The sequence below is a fragment of the Paraburkholderia sp. BR14374 genome (genome assembly GCF_040948685.1).
GTDB classification, from domain to species: Bacteria; Pseudomonadota; Gammaproteobacteria; order Burkholderiales; family Burkholderiaceae; genus Paraburkholderia; species Paraburkholderia youngii.
Genome location: NZ_JBFPKF010000011.1, coordinates 68,316 through 89,498, shown reverse-complemented (window position 1 = coordinate 89,498; position 21,183 = coordinate 68,316). Strand labels below are relative to the sequence as shown.

Annotated in this window: 14 protein-coding genes and 2 pseudogenes; 1 reads left to right on the top strand and 15 read right to left on the bottom strand. The window is 60.3% G+C overall.

Going from position 1 to position 21,183, the window contains the following annotated elements:
* Positions 1-110 precede the first annotated feature (110 nt).
* The 10 genes from AB3X86_RS23920 to AB3X86_RS23875 all read right to left on the bottom strand — a co-directional run bounded on the left by AB3X86_RS23920 (position 111) and on the right by AB3X86_RS23875 (position 11,175).
* Positions 111-593: a type VI secretion system tube protein Hcp gene (locus AB3X86_RS23920; RefSeq protein WP_176111536.1), complete on the bottom strand. Its 483-nt coding sequence runs from the start codon at positions 591-593 to the stop codon at positions 111-113.
* A gap of 108 nt (positions 594-701) precedes the next feature.
* Entirely contained in the window at positions 702-2,204 is a 1,503-nt protein-coding gene (gene tssC, locus AB3X86_RS23915) for a type VI secretion system contractile sheath large subunit (RefSeq protein WP_368598024.1), read from the bottom strand.
* 46 nt (positions 2,205-2,250) lie between these two features.
* Positions 2,251-2,784: a type VI secretion system contractile sheath small subunit gene (gene tssB, locus AB3X86_RS23910; protein ID WP_368597930.1), complete on the bottom strand. Its 534-nt coding sequence runs from the start codon at positions 2,782-2,784 to the stop codon at positions 2,251-2,253.
* A 209-nt stretch (positions 2,785-2,993) separates the two neighbouring features.
* Complete coding sequence (locus tag AB3X86_RS23905; RefSeq protein WP_368597929.1) at positions 2,994-4,673, bottom strand: OmpA family protein; 1,680 nt, start codon at positions 4,671-4,673, stop codon at positions 2,994-2,996.
* Entirely contained in the window at positions 4,670-5,359 is a 690-nt protein-coding gene (locus tag AB3X86_RS23900; RefSeq protein WP_368597928.1) for a DotU family type IV/VI secretion system protein, read from the bottom strand. The genes AB3X86_RS23905 and AB3X86_RS23900 overlap by 4 nt, the downstream gene beginning before the upstream one ends.
* Positions 5,360-5,383: 24 nt before the next feature.
* Positions 5,384-6,004: a fimbrial protein gene (locus AB3X86_RS23895; protein ID WP_246392318.1), complete on the bottom strand. Its 621-nt coding sequence runs from the start codon at positions 6,002-6,004 to the stop codon at positions 5,384-5,386.
* A gap of 12 nt (positions 6,005-6,016) precedes the next feature.
* The gene (locus AB3X86_RS23890; RefSeq protein WP_368597927.1) at positions 6,017-8,584 is read right to left on the bottom strand and encodes a fimbria/pilus outer membrane usher protein; all 2,568 of its coding nucleotides are present in this window, start codon (positions 8,582-8,584) and stop codon (positions 6,017-6,019) included.
* Positions 8,585-8,869: 285 nt separating this feature from the next.
* Positions 8,870-9,634 (bottom strand): fimbria/pilus periplasmic chaperone, encoded by a 765-nt coding sequence (locus tag AB3X86_RS23885; protein ID WP_368597926.1) that lies wholly within the window; start codon positions 9,632-9,634, stop codon positions 8,870-8,872.
* A gap of 99 nt (positions 9,635-9,733) precedes the next feature.
* Positions 9,734-10,270: a fimbrial protein gene (locus AB3X86_RS23880; RefSeq protein WP_368597925.1), complete on the bottom strand. Its 537-nt coding sequence runs from the start codon at positions 10,268-10,270 to the stop codon at positions 9,734-9,736.
* Between the two features lie 254 nt (positions 10,271-10,524).
* Positions 10,525-11,175 carry a response regulator transcription factor gene (locus tag AB3X86_RS23875; protein ID WP_176378518.1) on the bottom strand — a complete coding sequence of 217 codons (651 nt, stop codon included), beginning with the start codon at positions 11,173-11,175 and terminating at the stop codon, positions 10,525-10,527.
* 650 nt (positions 11,176-11,825) lie between these two features.
* Here AB3X86_RS23875 and AB3X86_RS23870 point away from each other — a divergent pair.
* Positions 11,826-12,296 (top strand): annotated as a pseudogene (locus tag AB3X86_RS23870) (LysR substrate-binding domain-containing protein); the annotation flags it as partial.
* Positions 12,297-12,361: 65 nt separating this feature from the next.
* Here the strand turns inward: AB3X86_RS23870 and AB3X86_RS23865 are convergent.
* The 5 genes and pseudogenes from AB3X86_RS23865 to AB3X86_RS23845 form a co-directional block, all read right to left on the bottom strand.
* Positions 12,362-13,731, bottom strand: a pseudogene (locus AB3X86_RS23865) (basic amino acid/polyamine antiporter).
* 125 nt (positions 13,732-13,856) lie between these two features.
* On the bottom strand, positions 13,857-15,293 hold the full coding sequence (locus AB3X86_RS23860; RefSeq protein WP_368597924.1) for a basic amino acid/polyamine antiporter: 1,437 nt from the start codon (positions 15,291-15,293) through the stop codon (positions 13,857-13,859).
* A 146-nt stretch (positions 15,294-15,439) separates the two neighbouring features.
* Positions 15,440-16,942 (bottom strand): efflux transporter outer membrane subunit, encoded by a 1,503-nt coding sequence (locus tag AB3X86_RS23855; RefSeq protein WP_368597923.1) that lies wholly within the window; start codon positions 16,940-16,942, stop codon positions 15,440-15,442.
* The gene (locus tag AB3X86_RS23850; RefSeq protein ID WP_368597922.1) at positions 16,939-19,998 is read right to left on the bottom strand and encodes an efflux RND transporter permease subunit; all 3,060 of its coding nucleotides are present in this window, start codon (positions 19,996-19,998) and stop codon (positions 16,939-16,941) included. The genes AB3X86_RS23855 and AB3X86_RS23850 overlap by 4 nt, the downstream gene beginning before the upstream one ends.
* Entirely contained in the window at positions 19,995-21,125 is a 1,131-nt protein-coding gene (locus AB3X86_RS23845; protein WP_368597921.1) for an efflux RND transporter periplasmic adaptor subunit, read from the bottom strand. The genes AB3X86_RS23850 and AB3X86_RS23845 overlap by 4 nt, the downstream gene beginning before the upstream one ends.
* Between the last annotated feature and the right edge of the window lie 58 nt (positions 21,126-21,183).

The following is a 21,183-nucleotide window of genomic DNA, read 5'->3' as shown; positions in this document are numbered from 1 at the left end:
CCTGAATGAACCAGGATGCCTGCATCCAGCCCGGCATCCTGGCTAACAGTCTTGACACTGTCCACCGGACAAAAGAGTGGTGGTGTCAGGATTCAGGAATCTGTGCGACTTTAGGCTTTGTTCTTCTTGATATCGAAGGTCGCCGTGATCGCACCGCCGCTGCCGCCTTGCGCGTTCTGCACCACATATTCCTGCTTCAGGCGAGCAAAGGACAGACTCACCGTTTCGCGGGGACGTGATTCGCTGTCGCTGACGCCGGAAGGATGCACCGAGGTAACCAGCACGTCACTCATCGTGAATTTGATGTATTCGAGCGGATTGCCGCCGGCTTTACGCACGACCAGCTTCGCTTCATCGATGTGCTTACCGGTCAGGCAGTATTGCGTCAGATTGGGCGTTGCACGATCGATGAAATGCTCGAACGTGAAGTCTTCGACCGTTGCCCGGCCGGCGCCACCGCCGGAACCAACGTGCATATTCGATTGCTGCGTAACGCCCCACCCCCAGCTCAGAACGTCGATTTCATCCTTGTGGTTAGCGTCTGCCGACTCACCATCAATCCCGTTAATCTTGAGAAAGATGTCTTGCGCCATAAAAGTACTCCTTGGTACACGTTAGTTTTGAGTTGCTCAATGAAAGCCAGGCATATTTAGTGAGCGCCTGTCCGTCGCTCAATCACCGCATAAGCGGTAGACGCCGGATCAGGCGGCTTCCTTCACGAGCGGCAGCTTCGCGACGAGACGCAAGGAAACCGTCAGACCTTCGAGCTGGAAATGCGGGCGCAGGAAGAATTTCGCTTGGTAATATCCAGGATTTCCCTCGACGTCCTCGACGACCACTTCGGCCGCCGCCAGCGGTCGACGTGCCTTGGTTTCCTGCGACGAATTCGCGGGATCGGCGTCGACGTAGTTCATGACCCATTCATTGAGCCACTGCTGCATTTCGTCGCGCTCCTTGAATGCGCCGATCTTGTCGCGCACGATGCACTTCAGGTAATGCGCAAAGCGCGAGCATGCAAACAGATACGGAAGACGCGCCGATAGATTCGCGTTAGCAGTTGCGTCCGGATCGTGGTACTCGACCGGTTTCTGCAACGATTGCGCACCGATGAACGCCGCGTAATCAGTGTTCTTGCGGTGGATGAGCGGTATGAAGCCACTCTTGGACAATTCCGCTTCGCGGCGGTCGGAGATCGCGATTTCCGTCGGGCACTTCATGTCGATCCCGCCGTCATCCGTCGGGAACGTGTGACACGGCAGGTTTTCAACCACACCGCCGCTTTCCACGCCGCGAATCAGCGTGCACCAGCCGTAGTTCTTGAACGAACGGTTGATATTCACCGCCATTGCGTAGGCCGCGTTCGACCATACATAGCGTTGATGATCCGCGCCGTCGGTCGCCTCTTCGAAATTGAATTCGTCGACGGGATTAGTCTTGACGCCATACGGCAGACGCGCAAGAAAACGCGGCATTGCAAGGCCGATGTAACGCGCGTCTTCGGAACTGCGCAGCGAGTTCCAAGGCGCGTACTCGAGATTTTGCGTAAAGATCTTCGTCAGGTCGCGTGGGTTCGCGAGTTCCTGCCACGAGTCCATCTGCAGTACGGACGGCGCCGCGCCGCTAATGAACGGCGCATGCGATGCTGCCGCCACCTTTGCAATCGAGCCCAGCAGGTCGACATCGGCCGGTGTGTGATCGAAGTAGTAGTCAGCGACGAGACAGCCGTACGGCTCGCCACCCAACTGCCCGTACTCTTCCTCGTAGATTTGCTTGAAGAACGGACTCTGGTCCCACGCAATCCCTTTATAGCGCTTCATCGAGCGTCGCAGATCGTCCTTCGACACGTCCATGAAGCGTATCTTCAGTTTCTCATCCGTTTCCGTGTTCGCGACGAGGTGGTGAAGTCCACGCCATGCGCTTTCAAGACTCTGGAAATCTTCGTGATGAAGAATCAGGTTGATCTGTTCGGACAATTTGCGATCGATCTCCCCAATAATCGACTCTATGTTTTTGTAGGCGTCGTCCGACACTGTTGCCGATGTAAGGAGTGCTTGCTGAGCGAGCGTTCGGACAGCCCCCTCGACAGCCTCGCGCGCGCGCTCCGTTTTGGGCTTGAATTCGCGCGACAGGAGTGCATTGAAATCGGATTGATTGGTCACGCTCGCCGTTGCCTTGGCGCGCGTATTCGCTTGAAGTTCGGCCATCATTTCCCCATTGTTTCAGGCTGTGCTTTCGTGCGGAAAGCAAAGATCATTCGTCGGTCACTGGCTCGCCGGTGGATGCCGCTTCCGGTTTCGGCGCCTTGGCAAGCGCTTCGAGCAATGCAGGGTCTCTCAACACCTTGCTGACCAGATTTTCCGCGCCACTCTTGCCATCCATATACGTTTGCAGATTGGCGAGTTGCGTACGCGCCTCCAGCAGTTGCGCGAGCGCGTTAACTTTCTTCGCGACGGCTGCGGGCGAGAAATCGTCCATGCTTTCGAACGTGATATCGACCATCAGCTGACCTTCGTTCGTCAGCGTGTTGGGCACCGCGAACGCGACACGCGGTTTCATGGCCTTCATTCGCTCGTCGAAGTTCTCGATGTCGATATTGAAGAACTTGCGATCGCCGACGGCGGGCAACGGTTCGACCGGCTTGCCCGACAAGTCGGCGAGGACGCCCATCACGAACGGGAGCTCGACTCTCTTATCGGAACCGTAAATTTCGACGTCGTATTCGATCTGGACGCGAGGAGCACGATTACGTGCGATGAATTTTTGAGAACTGGTAGAAGCCGACATAGTGCTCTGAGGTTATCGCTCAAATAGAATAAGAAGCGGTGGCACCGCTCGTTTTCACTTAGGAAATACGCTATCCGGTGATGTTATGTCTCGAAGCAGCGTGACGATATGGGCGGTTGCCCAAAATTCGGTCTCGATTGCAAGAACAAATGAGGGGTTTGACGTGCCACGAATGCTGCCACCTGGACGGATACCCGCGACGAGTACTTTTATTGGGCGCCTGAATCGGGAATAAGGGTAATTTCGGCACGACGATTCTTCTCGCGGTCCTGAGTATTTTCATTGCTGGCAATCGGCCGCGTTTCGCCATATCCCTGAATGGCGAAACGTGTCACGGGCAAGGAAGCAGTGTTGACGAACCAATCACGGATGGCCTGTGCGCGTGCCTCGGACAGCTTCTGATTCGCGACGCTGGAACCCATGTTGTCCGTGTGACCCGCGATCAGGATCCGCTTGTCGGGATTGGCGCGAATCAGATCGAGAACGCCTTTGAGTCTCGGCTCTGCACCTGGCTTCAGCGTCGTCTTGCCGCTGTCGAACAACAGGAAATTGTCGATCGTCACAGCGAACGGCGGCGAATGCGCGGGAATCGATGGGGAATGCGATGTGGCGGTCACGCGTTCAAGCGCGACTTGCAACCGCTTGCCCCGATACAGTCCCCAGCCGAGTCCCGTCGGCACACCGTTGCTCGCATAGCGAGCCAGCTCGGCCGAATGCCTGCGCAACGATTCGAATCGCTCACGCTTCGCGTCCGCACGGGCTGTGGGTAAATGCGTGTAGACCTCGAGGTCGTTGGCGACTCGCGCGACCAACCTGCTGTTCGACCATGCTGACACACCAACCGATACCATCAGTACGACGGCCGACGCAGCCACTGCGTGCAGCATTGCGGAGTACGGTCGGCCCCGCTCGCTCTTCGAGACCCGGAAGCTCTCGTTCCGCACAATGGTCGTGAGTAAGGGTAGAGACAGCGGCTGCGGCTGCGCCTTCGGCGTCATCAGCGGCGGCCGCAGCGTGGTTTTGCCGGTTAGCCATCGCGACCAGGCGCCGGGACGCATCGGCGGGTGTCCGATATCGGCCAACAGCAAGCCACGCAGCGAGAGCGGCGCGGTGTTCGCGAGCGACGAAAGTGTCGACAACAGCGCCGCATCTTCTAGCCAGTCGAACACTGCGTGCCCCAAGCCGGCACGCGAGGCACGTTGCGGCTGTGCGACCGCGAGCCATGCCTGGTCCAGCTGTTGCCTGAGTGCTTGCGCATGTTGCCGAGCGGTTGCGGTCGCGGGTGGCGTTGTCGACAAACTGATTGCATCGCCGAACCAGACCGGTTCCACTGCGCGGTCGCGATTCGCGCCGAGATAAGCGTAGATCGCGAGATAGCAAGGTAATACGAACGCCCGGGGAGCGGTGCTTGCGGCGATTTCATGCTTCCAGCGAGTAAATTCGCGGCGAATCACCGCGTCGTCGCACTCAGCGTCGGGAACGACGGGCATCAACACAGCATCCGGCGGACGTTGATACGACTCCATCACCGTGACCAACACGCTGGATAGCGCCCCGGGGGACGTGACGTGAAACCACACGGCATCAACGCTTCGGCGCAGCGTGGCTGCTTGGCCATCGCGCGCAAACAACGCAGCGGCATGCGGCCCGGCGACAAGAACGATCGATAACTCGCGCATGTTGCCGGTCTGAACGTGCTGGTCCTCGTGGGTCGGCTTCGATCGCCCGCAAGTTGGCAATACCGCCGTGCCCACCGCCGTCACCAGAACAAGGCTAAGCACAACGGGCCACGACGGTTGAAGAGCGAGCGGCAAACACAGCCAGGTCAGGCCGGCAACGGAGACAGCGACCCAGATCAGCGCCGCTCGGTAGCTGTTTGCGGAAATCATTGCGTACTCTGCGGGGACGATGATTCAGGTAGATTACTTATCGCAAAGTCCAGGCTAACGTCCAGCGCCGCCCATAGTGACGCGACGGCAATCGCGCCAGCAATGAGCACGCCGGCGGTCCTGCGCGAAAGTGCGATGCGTGATATGTCCGCCGGCCGAATCGAATGGGACGGTGTCATGGCGGTTTTCGGTGCGTCGGGTGTGGACAACACCGCCGTATCACATCTATGCCAGTTCAACTCCGATCTCGCACGCTCCAGATATGCGTTCGCGTCTCTGCGTCCGCCGTCGAAGCCCAGCCCCAGCAACATGCTGTAGAACTCGAGTCCGGCGAGATCTCGGCCGCCGCCATCCACCACCGTTTCGATCCGTTCCCAAACCAATGGAGTGCCATCGCGCACGCCATGAAAACGCCTCTGCAACAGGTCACGCAACCATTCTTCGTGCTGGTTGGAAGGCAATGCATGCAGTGTCAGCTCATCCAGCAGAACGCACTGTGCGAGGCTGACTTCCTGGATATCCGTTGGAGGAAAGTTTCGATCCTGCATTTGCTGCTGTAGCGTTTCGATCAACGTGCTACAACGCGCACGCCAAAAAGGAACAGCCGGCATTTGCGCGCCGTCGGACAGCAGTGCCGCATGCAACGCTGTCGCTCGCATCAGCGCGACCGTTGAATCAAACGTCATATAAACGTATGCGCGCCAGCACCCTCAGGGCATTTCGACGACATAGGTGACGAATGTACTTACAGTGCCAGCCGTGGCTCGACCCGTCGCGTAGTAGCTGGCAATGAAATCCACCGGCGTCGGATCCGTGGACGTGATCGGAATGACCTTCATCGTGGATCGGTCGCCGACCTTGATCCGCGATCCGTCCGCATTCGCCAGCATGACCTGTACATTCTTTGCCGATGTCGTGCCGCCCGCGTTTTGCAGGTCCAGATTTCCCGTATTGGGATCGGTCGACGAACCGCTCTCGAAATACACGCGCGCACCCGTCTCGCCGCTTGGGCATCGGATCGTAATGGTGAAGACCTTTGAGCCATCTGCCACTCCGGCTCTCGGCAGCGATTGCGTCGAAAGCCTCGGCAATGTGACCGTCATGTCGGGCGAACTGACCAGCGAACACGTCGTCGCGTTGTAGGTGCCACTAAAGTTGAGCGTGACCGAAGGCGATCCTTGCGCATATACGCAAACTGATCCCAACAGCGCACTCGCGATCAACCCGGCAGTTGGTCCGGCAATTCGAAAGTATCTGCAAATATTTTTCATTTTCTGACCTCCACTGTCGGCGGAATCATCTGAGCCGCAGCGCTGGCGCTGACCGGGCATCGGCCTTCGCCTTCAGCGAAGCGAACTGACAAGCGCCGCGCCCGCTGAACGCCGCGCGACGGGCTTTGCCGGCGCGGACCAGACAAGCGCTGGATCACAGCTCAGTTTGATGCGCGCAACGATTCCCGCGTGAGGGCTGCCGTCCGCTTTGTCGTCGGCTGGCACCGTGTACCGCATCACGCACTGCTCTGCTGCCCGGTTGCCCCAGCGCACCAGCAGCTTGCCTTCGTGCTCGAGGCCGCGCAGATACGCGAGACCGCCCTGACCGACGATGCCCACCGATTTCTCGGATTCATCGAACAACTCGGCGCCCATCGGCATGGCTTTGCCTTCCCGATCCATGACCTCCGCGAAGATAGGTGTGCCCTGCGTCGTCGCAATCTTCACCTTCACCAGCGAATTCGCGCGCGGCACGACTTCTTCACTCGTGTTGCCCAGTTCAACGTCGAGCGGCACGTCGCTCGGATCCAGCGCGACCGTGTTGACCCGGTATGGCGTCAACGAAGACACCACCGCATAGCCGTGGCCGTCGATTCGCGCGCCCTGGCCATTGATAATCCGGCCACCCTCTGCGCCTTTCGCTTCGACGAGCGCGAACGCCTGACCGAGTGGCGGGCTCAGCGTGACGCCGCCGCTGTGAATGACGACCGCGCCGTCGGCGTTGAATGCGGCTTGACGGGTCTGATTGCTGATCGATGCATTGAGGTTGTACGTACCGAAAGGCGCGCGATACATCGCGTAACCGCCTGCGGAAACGGTTCGATTGTCACCGGCGACGATCCTCGATGCGTTGACACCGTAGTTGATCGGCGTGGCTCCGGTCGTGTTGCCCGACGCAGTGGCCTGGATCGTGCTGTCCCCGTTCGAGCTGCGCGCAACGTTGGTGGTCAGATAGTCGAACATACGATGCTCGTTCGAGTCGACCTTACCGAGCGGAATCGTCAGGTTCAAGCCCACCTGCGTGCTGATCTTCGAGTTTTGCAGGCGCGTGCGTTGCGCATACAGCGAGTAGGACACCCGTTTGTACGCGCTGTTGAAGCCAACCTGATATTGCAGATCGTAGCCCTTCGACGCGCCCCAGTAGTTCTGCGAACTGCCGGCGATATAAAAAGAACTAGACTCGCCGATCGGTTGGTTGACGTTCAGTTGCAGACGGCTGCGCGTGCGGTAGTCATACTGACCCGTGATGTCTCGCGAGCCATATCGCGCGTACATCGCGTCACGCAGGCTATAGAAGCGTGCGGTCGAGTAGCGGTAGGCCGCAACCGAAAAATTCGTGTTCGGCCCCGGAAGAAGCTTGCTGTAGCTGATCCGGGTACTGTAGCCGGGACGACCACCCGATATGCCGGGAATATTCGTTCCGGCCGCGGTTACGTCAAACGCGAATGCGCCGAGCGGCGTATTGAGCGCGACACCGACCAGCCCTGCCCAGTAACCTTCCGCAAACTCTGCACCGGTGTAGCCGGTCCACAGGTTTGTCAGGCCGCGCTGATAAACCGCCTGCGCCACCCACGGATGGCTATCCAGCACGGTATCGCGATAGACACCGGTCGTCAGATTGAAACGTGAAACACCTGGCCGCAACAACTGCGGGACTGACGCGAACGGAACCAGAAAAGTCCGCTGGCGGCCGTCGGATTCTGCAATAGTGACCTGAAGGTCGCCGCCATAGCCGGTAGCCGGCAGGTCGCTCAATTCAAATGGTCCCGGCGGTACGCTGGTCTCCGCCACGATGACGTTGTTCTGACGGACGATGATGCGTGCATTGGTATCGGCCACGCCACGCACAACCGGTGCGTAGGAGCGCATGGAATCCGGCAACATGCGGTCGTCGCTCGAAAGCTGGACGCCACGCACGTTGAACGAATCGAAGACGTCACCGCTCGTCGAGCTGTCGCCGATCGTCAATTGACTTTTAAGCGCCGTGACATCGTGCTGCGCGAACAGCGCGACACTTTGCCAATGCGCGTCGGGACTCCGGTTCTGCACGCTTGCCGTGGCCCACTGCCGGAAACGCCAGCCGTTCACGTTGAATCCGCTTTGCAGACCGAGGTAGGCACTGCTGAAGTCTCCGCTCCCATTGTTCTGGTGAGTCGTATAGCTGGCGAGACTGTATTGCACGAAGCCTGCGTTGATCCCGTTGTCCCAACGGGATGGATCGACATAACCGGCAGCCTCCTTGCGCAGTTCGATCTGTGGAATCGACAGATCGAGTTGGAGATCGGCGCTGTTGAACGATGCCAGCGATCCTGGTATGGCTTCCGCCAGCGGCACGCATTGCGATGACGCATCTGTATCGTCGACGTCGCCCTTTCCGGTTTCCGTTAGCCGTTGGATCACGCGTTCGGTATCTACGCCAGCCCGGTCCAGGCTGGATATCGTGAAGCAAGGCCTGGCGATATCCGAGTCCGGTACCGCCTGAAAAACGACATCGAAGCGTCCACGCTTCTTACCATTGACGAGCAGTTCGACCGGATAAACACCCGGAGCAACAGGATTACCTCGCGTATAGCGCGACAGATCGGCGACGTTGCCCGTGAAGAACGCGGGATTGAACTCGACTTCTTGCGGAGCTTCCACAGACGGCGCATTCAATGTCGGCAAGTCAGATGACGCATCTGTATGCGCAGCTTCTACGTTGGCACCAACTGCCTGCTGCGGCAGTTCGGACGCCGAGCAGTCGCTGGGCGGCGTCGCCCCGCCCGAATCCGGCGCACATGCGGCGACCGCGGAATTCGCGGAAAAGACCCAGCCCGACGCTACGATTGCCGCCCACGCCAGTGGGTGGAATCGGAAAGGGACATTAGTGAATACTGTTGCAACCGCCGTCTTACTGTTCCGCACGCCCGACATACCGTATTCCAGTTATTGATTCTTTTGCGCTTCCGCGCTTTGCACTCCTACCACCACCGCCGAGTCCTTGATCGCTGTGCCGAAGTCGTTCAGAACTGTGTAGGAAACCGTGGCAGGAGCTTTGATATCCAGCTTTCCTTCTTGTGGATGGAGATCAACGTGCCCGAACGGAGGTGCCATAGTGGGCAACAGAGCGATTTTCTTGCCTGCCGTCTCTACTTCCGCCATGCCGACGGAAATGTAGTAGGGCGATGGGTTGTCGAGACGAATGACCCTCTGACCTTTGTCATCCGACTCGACATGCCACTTCAGTTGAGCTCGCCCCGCCGTTGGGTCATCGAGCAACGATGCGGGCCGGTAAAACATCTTGATACGCGTACGGAACGCGAGCTGAATCATGTTCCGGTCATCAGCGTCCTTAGGCTTCGGCGGAATTTCGAGAACGTTCAACCAGTAGACTGTTTCACGGTCAACTGGCAGGTCGCCGCCCGCGAACATGATGCGCAAAGCCTGACCTCGGTGAGGTTCGACTCGAAATACGGCTGGCAACAACGTAAACGGCACCTTGATTTCATTCGGCGCAGCTGCCGCATCGCCGTCGTCCAGCCACGCTTGGACCAGGACCGGGCGGCTCTCAACATTGTTCAAACGAACGTTGACTTCACGGTTTTGCGCCGGATAAATAACTCGCGTACCGGTAATGGTGATAGCAGCTTGTGCAGCAAACGACGCGACACTGCACGCTATGGCCGCAGCCAGATATCTAGAGAATTTCATTGAAGACACTCGCTCCTCCACGCGACCGATAAGCGGAATGTCAATTCGGGTTGCCTTCAGAGAAGAAGCGCAACCCGATGCCATTCGGCTTGGACTGGCTTACTGATATGCCAACGTGTAGCGAACAACAGCCGTCACGTTACCGGCCGTGGTTTTGTTCGTTGCGTAGTACCGGCCGCCGTAGTTCATCGTTGCGGTGCCGTTGCTCGCGACAGGAACGAACGAACCCGTGCTACCCAGAAGAATTGGCGTATTGCCATCACTGTCAAGCAATTGCACTTCGACATTGGAAGCCGGCGAAGTGCTTGCCTGATTGATGGCATTACGCGTAGCCGGGTCCATGTTCGTGGTCTCGAAATGCGCCGCGACATTGTTCAGCGTTGCCGGGCACTGCGACACCGAAATTTCGAACATCCTGGAGCCGGCGGTTTGGCCAGCTGCAACCAGCGACTGGGTAGACAGGGTAGGCAGCGTGACCGTCTTGTCGTCGTCACCGGCGTTAATCACGCAGGTGTCGTCGATCAGTTCGCCGTTGAACGTTACCTGACCTGTGCCCGGTGCGGCTTGAGCGAAAACCATCGGCGCGACGGACAGGCCGGCCACCGCGATCATGAGTTGCGTCACTTGTTTTTTCATGAGATTCCTCTTTGTTGCTATTTCAAAACTACACACCCTTGTGAAGCCGGAGCTCCCCAGCGATCGTCAAGGCAGAGGAATGATGTCATTGAAGAAGATCGGTGTTAATGGGCCGATACCCAAAATGAAATCCCATATGGGACAGCCGACAAACGGCGTGTCGATTCCTCGAACTGAGTCGATGTCAGGACCGCCATACGGTAGGAAAAGGCGCTAGGAGAACTACAGAATCCGCCTGGGGATCGCGGCAATAGCTACGAGCAGGACCACTCGCGCACGATCGTGACGAGTTCTACGTCGTTTCTGGCACCCAGCTTCTTCATGCCAGCGTTCTTCTGATTGCTGACGGTCTTGGGACTGCGATTGAGCCGCTCGGCGATTGTGGCGATCGACATGCCGTCGCAGATCATTCGCACGACTGTCGACTCATTTTTGGATAGCAAATTGAGAGAAGATCCGCCTTCCGCTGCGCGCGCCGTTGCGCGCAACATCTTGTTCGCAATGGAATCAGGCAGAAAGACGCTCTTATTTTTGGCGGCACGAATGGCAGCGGTAAGGCTGACAAAGCCCTCCGGCCCCTTACCGACAAAGCCGGCCGCCCCCGCATTGAGCGCAGCCGAAATGAGGTGCGTGGAAGAGTGCGTACTCAGGAACACTACTCGTAAGGTTGGAGCGACACGCCGGATGCGATCAAGAAGATTGAGACCATCGGCATACGGATCGCCTTCGAATTCGTAGTCGCACACGAGCACATCGACTGGTACTTCAACCAACAGCTGGAGAAGCTGGCCAATCGTTTCGCTTTTGAAACAGACCTGAATATCCGGACAACGCTGGAGAAGATGCTCGACGCCGAGGAGAATGAATGGATGATCGTCGGCAATAGCCACTCTGATTTTGTTCACTCGCACTCCATACCACGCTGGTGAATACCTTTCTCGTGCAGACACACCTGCATGCTTTGTTACCAAAGTACGATGTCATTTCACGCCGTTACATGACGGAAAGGGCGCGGGGATATCTCGCCCATGCCACTCGTCGGAGGTTTTTGAGCCACTGTTTATTTGAATCAATTGAAATCGCTGAGCGGGTCGGTGCGCTTTTGGTAAAAACAAAGTAATTTTTCGCGTGCAACCTGACATGGATCATCATGAAGACGGGATAGCGCAACGCGCCCCGCTCAGCGGCGAGAATTTAAAAGACTCCCGCCTTCAACTTAGCCGGATTGTACGGGGCGCTAACAGGAAAAAAATCGGAGAATTCCTATATGCGTCATAGGTACAAGGAGTGCTTGGCTCAAGGTGCTCTCCAGACACGCTTGCGAGCGGCAAGTACGTTGAGCGTTCCACAAGAAGCAGCAATGACGACGAGCAACGTCGTGCTTCGAGTCAACATCTAGGCCCAGTCGGACCCGTCGCGATTCCTCGGTAGTTGCTGCCCCGTGTGCTGAATTCCTTGCGCACCACGACGCGGCTCGTCACCGACTGAACACCGTGTACGCCTTTCGCAATGTTGGTAGCGAGATCCACCTGGTCCGCGGTCGGCGCAGGGTTCCCTCGATTTCGCGCTCGCCGCGGCGACCGAATCGTCCGCCGATTCGTCGATCGAATGTTCGGAACTGCTGTCTTATCCTTTGGCGTTCGCAGTGCGCGCGAACGGCGCGCTCGCGAAGGCCAGTTCGCTCGCCGATCTGTGCGATGTCGAATGGGTCCACTCCGACACTACCGACGACTATCCGCAATTCGTCGCCGATCTGTTCAACCGTCAGGGCCTGCCGCTGCCGAGCCGGATCACTCGCTGCACGTCGCAATCGCTGATGTACAGCCTCGCACTCAGCATCGACGCCGTGATGGCCTGGGCTTCGCACACGCTCGAACTCGTGAACTCGACGGGGCATATGAAAAGGCTGGATTTCGTTGAAACGTCGCGCACTGCGAGATTGCATCTGATGCAGCGCGAAGGCGCGATTCACACGCGCCCGGCCGACCATTTCATTCGCTGCATTCGCGAGGCCGCGCTGATGTGAGCCCCGCGGCGCGCGGCAAGCTATCTCCTGAGCACCGTCCTCACCTGCGAGCGGCACTGATATGCTCAAGCCCCGAAATGATTGCGCACGAGATCGGCGAACGCGACCAGCGCGGTAAGCAGAACCACGATGAACAGCCAGCGTTCCAGCGGCGTAAACACAGGCCGTTTTCCCTTGTGGCGCTCGGCGATGTAGAACCATGCAGTCGCCGCCGTGTAAAGCACGGTCGACATCAACAGATAATGCAGGGCGCCCGCGTACACGAGAAAGAGCGCATAGACGCAGCCCATCAGCGCGAGCATAAAATCGATGCGCCGTGACCACGGCTGCCCCGCATACGATTCGCCGCTCGCGGCGAGCTTCAATCCATAGCCGGCGACGAACAGATATGGAATCAGACTCATCGATGTCGTGAACTCCTTGGCCAGCGTGAACGCTTCTTTCGAAAACAGCGTCACGATCAGAAACGCCTGGATCACGAGGCTCGTCATCCATAGCGCGGCGACCGGTACGTGGTTGCGGTTTTCTCGGCCGAGAAACGCGGGCATCGTACGGCTCTTGCCCGCCGCGTGCAGAATTTCGACGGCGATCAGCGTCCATGCGAGATAGGAGCCGAGTACCGATATCAACAGGCCGAGCTTGACCACGACCGCGCCCCAGGCACCGACCGCGGCGCTCAGCACGCCAGCCATCGACGGATTTTTTAGCGTACCCAGCTGCTCGAGCGGCAATACGCCATACGACAACAACGTGACCATGACCATCAACGCAAGCACGCATAGAAAGCCGACCACGGTCGCGACGCGACGTCGCGCCGTTCGCGCGCGTGCCGTGAATAAACGCTCGCGCCTTCGACGCCGAGAAACACGAAGACCGTCCCCAACATCGTCTTGCGCACCTCATCGAAAAGACCGGTCGCCGACGGCTCGGGACCGGTCCACAGATTCGCGACGAACACCCGCCACTCGACGCTCGACAGCACGAGCACCGCGAACAGTCCCAGCGCGAGCAACTTGGCGACCGTCATAGACGCATTCGCAATCGACGAGCCCTTCACGCCGCGCAGAATCAGATAGTGAAACACCCAGATCATCAGCGAGGAACTGACGATCGCGCTAGACGTATTGCCGGCGCCGAACGAGGGCACGACGATCGCGAGCGCGGACTTGATCAGCACGAGATAGGCCACATTGCCGAGACAGCTGGCGCACCAGTAGCCGAACGCCGACAGAAATCCCGTATAGCGTCCGAACCCGACGCGCGCATATGTATAGACGCCGACGTCGAGCTCGGCCTTGCGCCATGCGAGCCGTTGAAAGATCAGCGCGAGTATCAGCATGCCGGAGCCGGTGATGGCCCAGCTGATCAACGACCCGACGACGCCGGTATATTTGCCGAGCGCCTGCGGCAACGAAAAGACGCCCACCCCGACCATCGAGCCGATCACCATCGCCATCAGGCCCGGCGCTGAAAGTCTGACGCGCTTGTCCATGCTGCGATCGCTCTCCCGCGAACACGTTCCGATCGAGCCGCGCTCGCGCGACTACGATGATCGACCGCTCAGATGACGATCGTGCCGGTCGCGAGGCCGATCAGCGCGGCAATCGCGCCGCAGGCCGCGACGGCAAAGATGACCCACTCGACTTTCGAAAACACCCGCATGCCGCGCTCGCGTTTGGCCAAGACATACAGCACCGTACCGGGCGCATAAAGCAGTGCCGATAGCATCAGGAACTTCAGGCCGCCCGCGAACAGCAGAAAGGCCGTATAGAACGTCGCGAACATAGCGACGAAATACTCGGTGCGCAACGCACCGCTCAAGGTGCCGCCATTCTGTCCACTATCGCGACGCGCAGCCTTGATGCCGTACGCAGCCACGAGGAAATACGGAATCAGCGCCATCGAGCTCGTCAGATTGAGCATCAGCGCAAACGCATCGGTCGACCAGTACGTGCTGATGACGAAACACTGCACCACGGTGCTCGTGAGCCAGATCGCCGCGACCGGCAGCTTGCGCTCGTTTTGTCGCGCGAAGATGCGCGGCATCGTCTCGAGACGCGCAGCGGCGAACAGCACCTCGGCACAGATCAGCGACCATGCGAGGTATGCACCAAGGATCGAAATGATCAGACCGGCGCTGATGAACACGACGCCGAATGGGCCGAGCAGCGCGCCGAGTACCGCGGCCATCGACGGCTGGCGCATCACCGCGAGATCGGCGCGCGGCAAGCTCGCGTAAGGCAGCAGAGTCACCAGCACCAGCAGACACAGCACCGCGACGAAGCCGGTGATCGTCGCGGCGCCGACGTCCGAGCGCTTTTTCGCGTAGCGCGAGTACACGCTCGCACCTTCGATACCGACGAACACGAAGACGGTGACGAGCATCGTCGCGCGAACCTGCGAGAACAAGCCGTTGCCGAGCTGATCGTTGCCTTCCCGCAGATTTGCATGAAACATGTCGGCGCGAAACAGCGCGATCAGTATCACGATGAACAGCACGATCGGAATCACTTTCGCGACCGTCACGATCGTGTTGATCATCGTGGCCTGCTGGACACCGCGCAGCATCACCAGATGAAACAGCCAGATGCCCACCGACGACACGATGATCGCGGTCGCCGTATTGCCTTCGCCGAAGGCGGGGACGAAAGCGCCGAGCGTCGATTTGATCAGCACCCAGTACGACACGTTGCCGAAGCAGCCGGCCATCCAGTAGCCGAATGCGGACAGAAAGCCCGCATAATCGCCAAAGCCCGCTCGCGCATAGGCGAACACGCCGGCATCGAGTTCGGGCCGGCGCTGTGCGAGCGCCTGGAACACGCGCGCCAGCGCATACATGCCGATGCCCGCCACGCACCATGCAATGACGGCGCCGAACGGTCCGGTCGCGCGTGCGAAATTGCGCGGCAACGAGAATATCCCTGCGCCCACCATTGAGCCGACGACCATCGCGGTCAATGCGGGTAACGACAGTTTCGTCTCGACCTGGGTTGCCATCGTTCACCCTTCAGAGAAGCTGATTTCTTCCAGAAAGGGACTTACGCGGAGCAGGTACGCGTACGTTGCGCATCTCCTGTTAGTCCTCCCGACCGAAGCCAACGGCCTTGCGAATGTTTCGTGCGTTTGCGGTGCCTCGTCGTCGCTCATTGTGACGCCGGCGCCGGTGCGTTCCCGGCGGCGGCCGCGGGCCCCGTCGGCGTTTGTGGATTCGCAGCGACTGGCGGATTGGCCAACCAGCCGCCCCCCATCGCTCTGAACAGCGCGAACTGTGCCTGCAGTTTGCCGACCTCTTCCCTCGCCTGCGACGACTGGCTTTCGAGCAGCGCAACCCGCACCTGATCGATATCGACACGGCCGGTATCGCCGAGCTCGTAGCGACGTCGCACCTGGTTCAGCTGCGTGGTACGACGCGCGACTTCTTCATTGCGCGCGTTGAACAACTCGTCCTGCCGGTTCAAACGCGCCAGCGCACGCTCGACGTCATAGAACGCGCCGAGCGCGGTCTTTTCGTAGTTGAACATCGCCTGCTGCGCCTGCGCATCCGACGACTCCACCTGCGAGCGCCGCGCGCCGAAGTCGATCAGCGGCATTGCCATCGCCGCGCCGAATAGCCAGAACGTGCTGGTCCCGAGGTTTTGACCTGCGAACTCCCAACCGTTGCGCGCGAGCATGCCGCTTAGCGATATGGTCGGCCAGTAGTCGAGTCGCGCGACATCCGACTGTCTGACCGCCGCATTCACGCGGGCCTGCGCCGCGATCAGATCCGGGCGCCGCATCAGCAGATCGACGGGTTGGCCGGGCTCGATATGCGGCAGCGCGGTCATCAGCGTGTCGCTTTCATCGAGGATTCCCGCGAACTCCGCTGGCTGCAAGCCGCACAGATTCTGCAAATTCAGCCGCGCCTGAGCGATGCCGTTCTCCAAGTCCTGCAAACGCGCATCGACCTGCGCACGGCCAGCGCGCGCCGCTTCGATGTCGGTACTCATCACGAGGCCCGCGGTAAAGCTCTTTTCGGCGATGTCGACGAAGTCGTCCGCGATCGCGCGGCTTTGCAACAGGATCGTGCGCTGACGCAACAGGCCGCGGTACGTGACGTACAGATCCGCGACACCCGACACCACGCTCAGGCGCACCGCTTCCGCATCGCCCGCTGCCGCGCGTACCTGCTCCCGTGCCGCCGAGAGCCGCGAGCGTCCCTGGCCGAACAGATCGATCTCCCATTGTGCCTGCAATCCGACTCGCCAGAACTGCGCATCGGTATTGGTGATGCCGAGGAACTGCGCGAACTCGAGCTGTGTCTCGCCGCCGTGAAACTTTGCGCCGCTCACGCTCGCACCGAGCGATGGCAACAGTTGCGAGCGAGCCAATCGAATCCCGGCCTGCACCTGATCGACGCGCGCGTAAGCGGTGGCGATGTCGAAGTTGCGCGCGAGCGCGAGTTCGATCAGTTTGTTCAGCGTCGGATCGTGGTACTGGGTCCACCATGCGGCGAGATCCTGCGCGGACATCGGGGCCGCCGCGTCCGGTTGGGCCTCCGAATACTGCGGCGGAAAGGCGGCGGGCTTTTCCAGCTGCAACGAACCCGAACAACCTGCTTCGAGCAGCAGCGCCGCGACGGCGAAAAGACAGTGGCGCGCGCGGATCATCTTGCTTCCGGGTGTCGGCCCGGCTCCCATTCCGCCTGCTTGATTGAGAACAGCATCGAGTACAGCGCCGGCACGGCGACCATCGTCGGTACGGTGGCGAAAGCAAGGCCCGACATGATCGTAATCGCCATGTCCTTGAAGAACGGGTCCCACAACAGAGGCGCCATGCCGAGCGCCGTCGTGCCGGCCGACAGCATCACCGGACGCAAGCGGCTCATCGCACCGTGGGTCACCGCCTGCATGCGCGGTACGCCGGCGGCGACCTGCGCATCCATCTCTTCGACGAGCACGACAGCGTTCTTGATCAGCATGCCGATCAGACTCAATAGACCGAGCAACGCCATGAAGCCGAACGCGCCGCGGAACAGCAGCAGACCGATCGTCACGCCACAGATCGACATCGGCACGACGAGCAGCACGACGAGCGCAGGCTTCAGGCGTCCGAACATCATCAGCACCAACAACGCCATCGCGATGAAGCCGAGCGGCAGTTGCCGGAACAGGCTCTGCTGCGCACGCGTCGACGATTCGTGCTCGCCGCCCCATTCGAAGCGATAGCCCGAAGGCAGCTTGATGTCCTCGATGCCCGAGCGAATGCGGTTGAAGGCGTCGACACTGTTCTGCCCGTAGATAGGGTTCGCCGATACGGTGATCGTGCGAATCCGGTCCTCGCGCGCAATCTGACCTTCCTCGGTCCCGACCGTGAAGCCGTTGACCACGTCGCCGAGCGGCACGTAGCGGCGCAGACCGGCGCTGAACACCTGCAAGTCCTGCAGACCCGCGACGCCGCGCGTGTAGTCGGGCGAGAGCAGCACGATCGGCAGCAACTGATCGCCTTCGCGATAGATGCCCGCGCGCAGGCCCTCGGTTGCATAAGCCATGGTGTCGGTGACCTGCCGGCGCGTCACACCGAGCGAGCGCGCGCGCGACTCGTCGAACTCCGGCCGCACGATGCTGATCGGGTTCTCCCAGTCGTCGCGGATCGCGATGATGCGGCCGTCGGCCTTCAGCACGTTCTGCGCTTCCTGCGACAAGCGACGCAGCACGGCCGGATCGGGACCGGAGAAGCGCGCCTGAATTGCCGCGCCTCCGCCGGGGCCGAAGTTCGGCCGCGTCACCGTCCAGTGCTGCTCGGGGAAGCGCTTCTTGAGATCCGCTTCGATGTCCGGAAGCATCACGTCGATCAGGCGCAGGTCCTTCGCGCCGACGATGAACTGCGCGTACGACGGATCGCGCGTCTCCGGATCGTAGACAAGGAAGAAGCGCGTCGCGCCGGAGCCGATATACGATTGCACGTTGCTCACATCCGCATGCTCGAGCAGCACCTTCTCGACTTCGCGACTCTTTTCGACGACCGCGCGAATATCGGCGCCGCGCGGCAAACGCATATCGACATAGAAGATCGGCGTCGTCGACGCGGGGAAGAAGCTCTGCTCGACAAAACGGAACGCCCAGCCGGCGAGTACCGTCAGCGCGACGAGGCCGATCACCACGAGCACGCGCCGTCGGGTGACCCATGACAACAACTCGCCATAACGCTTGTACAGCTTCGCCTTGAACGGGTCTTCATCGATGATGTCCGCAGGCTTGAAAAGATACGTGCCGAACAGCGGCGTCAGCGCGATGGCGATCACCCAGCTAAATAGCAGCGAAATCGCAGCGACGGCGAACAGCGACGCACAGAATTCGCCGACCGCATCCGGCGACAGACCGATGCCCGAAAAAGCCAGAATCCCCACGATGGTAGACGCAAGCAGAATCCATTGGCTTTGTTTGAGAATCTCGGTCGCCGCCTCGAGATGCGACTTGCCTCGCTGCACCCTCACGAGCATGCCCTCGACCACCACGATGCTGTTATCGGTCAGCATGCCCATCACGATGATCAGCGCACCGAGCGAAATGCGCTGCAACTCGATCCCCGCCGCGTACATGACGAGCAGCGTGCCAAGAATCGACAGGAATAACTCGACGCCGAGCACGATCCCCGCACGCCATCCAAGCCCGATGCCGAGCGCGACACCGACGATCGACACGGACAGGAACACGTCGAAAATGAAACCGCGCACGCTCTCATCGACGACCTGCGGCTGATCGTAAAGCGAGTACAGTTTGATGCCGATCGGGCGGTCGCGCTCCAGTTCGGCGAGTTTCGCCGTGATGCGCTCGCCGACCCTCACCACGTTGACGCGCGGTCGCGCGCTGATGCCGATCGTGACCGCGGGCTCTCCGTTGTAGTGAATGACCTGGTTCGGAATCGTCGCGTAGCCGTGGCTCACGCGAGCAATGTCGCCGAGCAGAAGCGGGCCGGGCGTATTGTTGACGGGCAGCGAGCGGATGGCCTGCAGTGAATCGAGCGAGCCCGTCGGCGCAATCCGCAACGACAAGTCGCCGACGCGCTCGCGGCCCGCGGGCCGCACCTCGTTCTGCAGGAACAGCGTCTGCGCGAGGTCGTCGGTGGAAAGATTGTTGGCGATCAGTTGCGACTGGTCGACGTCGACCGAGATCTGCTCCTGCTGCTGACCGGCGATCACGATGTCGGACACGTCGTCGAGCGTCAGCAACTGGCGGCGCAGTTCGCGCGCGTATGCATACAGTTGCGCCTGCGTATAGCCTTCGCCGGTCAGCGCGTAGAACATCCCGTAGACGTCGCCGAAGCGGTCGAGCACGAGTGTCGGGCCCGCCCCCGGCGGCAACCGTACCTGCGCATCCGACACAGAGTTGCGCAATTCGTCCCACACTTGCGGCAATTGCGCCGACGTGTACTGGTCGCGAATCTGGACGCGGATTTCAGAGTAGCCCGGCATCGAACGCGAGGTCAGCTTCTCGACCTGCGGCATCTGCTGGATCGCGCTTTCGAGGCGGTCTGTCACCTCCTGCTCGACCTCGTGCGCACTCGCGCCCGGATACAGCGTCACGACGACCGAAGTCTTGATCGTGAACTTCGGGTCTTCGAGCCGCCCGATGTTGTAGTACGCAAAAAGGCCGCCCAACAGCGAGATCAGCGTCAGAACCCATGCGATCAACGGCTTTTCGATCAGGGGGCGCGCGAGGTTCATTGAGGCACATCCATTGGACGGACCGCCATTCCCTCTTTCATGAACTGCGAGCCGCCCGCCACCACCCGGTCGCCCTCCGCGACCGCACCCGCGACGACCGCATCGTCATTGCGAATTTCGCGCACGCTGACCGGCACCGCATGCACACGGCCGGACGCCGCATCATAGCGCCAGAGACTGCGCTGACCGTCCGCGCCGATCGACACCGCCGCGATCGGAATCGCGAAGTAGCCTTGATTGTCGTTTTGCGCAGCTTGCCGGGCCGTGTCGGAAATCTGTACCCTCAACGCCATGCCGGGTAACAGCATGGCGCTATGCGGTCCCTCGATCGAGAACACGAGCCGGTAGCCGGCCGAAGTCGGCGAGGTCTGCGTGGTCCGTTCGCGGAACACTAGCGCGAAGCGGTTCTGCGGCCGCTCGCGCAGCCACGCCTCGGCTCTCAGCGTCTTGTCGACGAACAGCCGTTCGGCAATGCTCTGAGGCAGATCGACGCCGACATCGACACGGCCGATGTTTTCCAGATTGAAAGCGGGTGCGCCAGCCTGCACGACCTGCTGGATCTCGATGTTGCGGCGAGCGATCCGGCCGTCGAATGGCGCGACGAGCCGGCTATTGCGCAAGTCGCGGCTCGCCATGTCGCGTGCTGCGCGTGCGGCGTCCGTGGCAGCCGACAGCTGCTCATAAGCAGCCTGTGACAGAATCCCGTCCTTGCGCAGCACCGCCTGACGCTTCAGGTTGTCGCTCAGTTGCTGATACTGCGCGTTCGCACGTTGCAGTTGCAGCTTGTAGGGTTCTTCATCGATACGCGCGATCACCTGCCCGCGTTTCACGGATGCGCCTTCGAGCACCGCGATCTGCACGACGCGGCCCGATACTTCGAAGGCGAGCGGCGAGATGCTGGTCTGCTCGACTCGCCCGGTAAATATGCGAATGGCGGAGGCGTCGGCCGGTTCGACCCTGGTGAGCTGCACGGCTGGCCTCGTTTCGCCGTTCTGTGTTTCGGTCTGCCGTTGGCAGCCCGACAGCGAACCGACGAGCGCACAGGCCAACGCGCACGACAATACGCCGGTCAATGCGACGCTGGCTGATCGGCCTGGCTGCGGTGCTTCGGAACGGTTTGCGGTCATGACGTCCTCGGCTGACTGCTGGTGCAACCCATGTCGCACACCCGGCGGCAACGTAGCT

Coding starts and splice junctions, on each gene's coding strand:
- AB3X86_RS23860 (WP_368597924.1), bottom strand. CDS start 15,293: ATGGCAACCCAGGTCGAGACGAAACTGTCGTTACCCGCATTGACCGCG.
- AB3X86_RS23855 (WP_368597923.1), bottom strand. CDS start 16,942: ATGATCCGCGCGCGCCACTGTCTTTTCGCCGTCGCGGCGCTGCTGCTC.
- AB3X86_RS23885 (WP_368597926.1), bottom strand. CDS start 9,634: ATGAAATTCTCTAGATATCTGGCTGCGGCCATAGCGTGCAGTGTCGCG.
- tssC (WP_368598024.1), bottom strand. CDS start 2,204: ATGGCCGAACTTCAAGCGAATACGCGCGCCAAGGCAACGGCGAGCGTG.
- AB3X86_RS23920 (WP_176111536.1), bottom strand. CDS start 593: ATGGCGCAAGACATCTTTCTCAAGATTAACGGGATTGATGGTGAGTCG.
- AB3X86_RS23880 (WP_368597925.1), bottom strand. CDS start 10,270: ATGAAAAAACAAGTGACGCAACTCATGATCGCGGTGGCCGGCCTGTCC.
- AB3X86_RS23895 (WP_246392318.1), bottom strand. CDS start 6,004: ATGCCCGGTCAGCGCCAGCGCTGCGGCTCAGATGATTCCGCCGACAGT.
- AB3X86_RS23905 (WP_368597929.1), bottom strand. CDS start 4,673: ATGATTTCCGCAAACAGCTACCGAGCGGCGCTGATCTGGGTCGCTGTC.
- AB3X86_RS23845 (WP_368597921.1), bottom strand. CDS start 21,125: ATGACCGCAAACCGTTCCGAAGCACCGCAGCCAGGCCGATCAGCCAGC.
- AB3X86_RS23900 (WP_368597928.1), bottom strand. CDS start 5,359: ATGACGTTTGATTCAACGGTCGCGCTGATGCGAGCGACAGCGTTGCAT.
- tssB (WP_368597930.1), bottom strand. CDS start 2,784: ATGTCGGCTTCTACCAGTTCTCAAAAATTCATCGCACGTAATCGTGCT.
- AB3X86_RS23850 (WP_368597922.1), bottom strand. CDS start 19,998: ATGAACCTCGCGCGCCCCCTGATCGAAAAGCCGTTGATCGCATGGGTT.